The organism is Acinetobacter sp. YH12235, assembly GCF_013417705.1.
Taxonomy (GTDB): Bacteria; Pseudomonadota; Gammaproteobacteria; order Pseudomonadales; family Moraxellaceae; genus Acinetobacter.
Genome location: NZ_VPDL01000060.1, coordinates 1 through 1,608, shown reverse-complemented (window position 1 = coordinate 1,608; position 1,608 = coordinate 1). Strand labels below are relative to the sequence as shown.

Annotated in this window: 2 protein-coding genes and 1 pseudogene; all 3 read left to right on the top strand. The window is 33.6% G+C overall.

The genetic code is table 11. The features are described 5' to 3' along the window. Window positions 1–193: 193 nt before the first annotated feature. Complete coding sequence (locus tag FTV13_RS15460; RefSeq protein WP_179993183.1) at window positions 194–1,090, top strand: hypothetical protein; 897 nt, start codon at window positions 194–196, stop codon at window positions 1,088–1,090. A gap of 107 nt (window positions 1,091–1,197) precedes the next feature. Next, window positions 1,198–1,395 carry a zinc ribbon-containing protein gene (locus FTV13_RS15455; RefSeq protein WP_257229525.1) on the top strand — a complete coding sequence of 66 codons (198 nt, stop codon included), beginning with the start codon at window positions 1,198–1,200 and terminating at the stop codon, window positions 1,393–1,395. A gap of 125 nt (window positions 1,396–1,520) precedes the next feature. Beyond that, window positions 1,521–1,608 (top strand): annotated as a pseudogene (locus tag FTV13_RS15450) (IS1595 family transposase); the annotation flags it as partial.

The window sequence follows — 1,608 nt, the reverse complement described above, 5'->3', positions numbered from 1 at the left end:
ATAATTCAAGTGAATTTGTTTGAAAGAAGAACTTTAAAAGCTTTATTTTCACCCGATAAAATACCCATAAAACAAGAGGAAGCTCATTTGAGCTTCCTCTTGTGAAAAATTGTGGGACAGCAATGGGAAGTTCCCCTCTTTTTAAAGAGGGGTTGGGGTGGATTAAAGTTGTTGAAATTGTTTAGAGAATAAAATGTCACTTTTAAGAGAGATACAAATTGATGCTATAAACTCAAATGCTAAGATTTCAGATTTATTAAGAAAATGTCAAATATTAGCTTATAGATTGGGTAATGAAGATTTTAAGAATTGGATTAGCTTCGAATTGCAAGGCTATCCACAAGACCCAAAAAATGTACCTGACTATAGAATCTTAAATGTTAATTCAAAAGGCCATTTTGCAGGTGCTTTTGGAAGTGCTTTAAATAATGCAGATATGTTGACTTACAGTTTGCCAGAGCAACTTCAAAAAAGTTTATCAAAAGCATATTTTTTTAGTCCTATTGCAACCCTTGAGAGTTTAACAAATAATGAAAGTGAGGTCTTAACTCAAGATTGGAATCCAGCGATTATTGCTCATTACGGTTCTAAGATGTATGAGGGTTATAATTGTATGCAAGCTTGGAAAGTAATACCTGCTTCAGCTGTAGTAGGAATAATAGATACAGTAAAAACAAAAATCTTAAATTTTGCTTTAGAAATTGAGCTGTTAAATCCGCAAGCAGGTGAAGCTGCATTGAATTCTAATCCGATTCCTCAAGAAAAAGTCACCCAGATTTTTAATTTTAATATTGCTGGTAATGTTCAAAACTTAGCTTCAGGAAATCATCACAGCACTATCCATCAAGAAATTAATAACTCTCAAATTCCTCAAGAGTTTCTAGATTTATTAAGTACTTTGAGAAAATCTGAAATCGAGGAAGAGTTAGTTAGCGATCTAGAACTAAGAATTGAAAAATTAGGAACCTCAATTGGAACACCAGAATATACTTCCCAATATGGTGAGCTAATGAGTTTTCTCTCTAATCATGTGACTATATATACTTTCTTAGCTCCATTTATTCCAATGCTATCAAGCTATTTATCATAGAAAGTGAAAGTGATTAGGCACAGCGACGAAATATCATTAGATCACAAATAAAAATAACACTTAGCTTTAACGACACTATCATTTACAAAAATGGACAATAGACATTCATCACAACAGAGTTATACTGCTTAGACCATTTTCTAAAACAACGGAGAACAAAGATGGTTACAGCTGGCTCAAAACCGGGAACAGGTTTCTATTTTTGTGTTCAATGCGGACATCGCGTCTTCTTAGAAATTGGTACAGACCGACTACCACCGTGTACCAAATGCCTCGGCACCCAATATAACGATAAGGTTGCCTAAGCACACGATATTCAAAACAGAAGATCCTGTTTTAAATAAAAGCCCTATCACCCTATAGGGCTTTTTTGTTAGCGTATAATTTACATGGCTCTAGACTAGCAAAATGATTATGTTAGTCTAGAATCATGATAGAAAACAGTAAATTAAGTCACTACAAGATTAAAAAAATTATTCAATGCTTTTGTGTTGATATTCCTGCTTCCAAAACAGCCT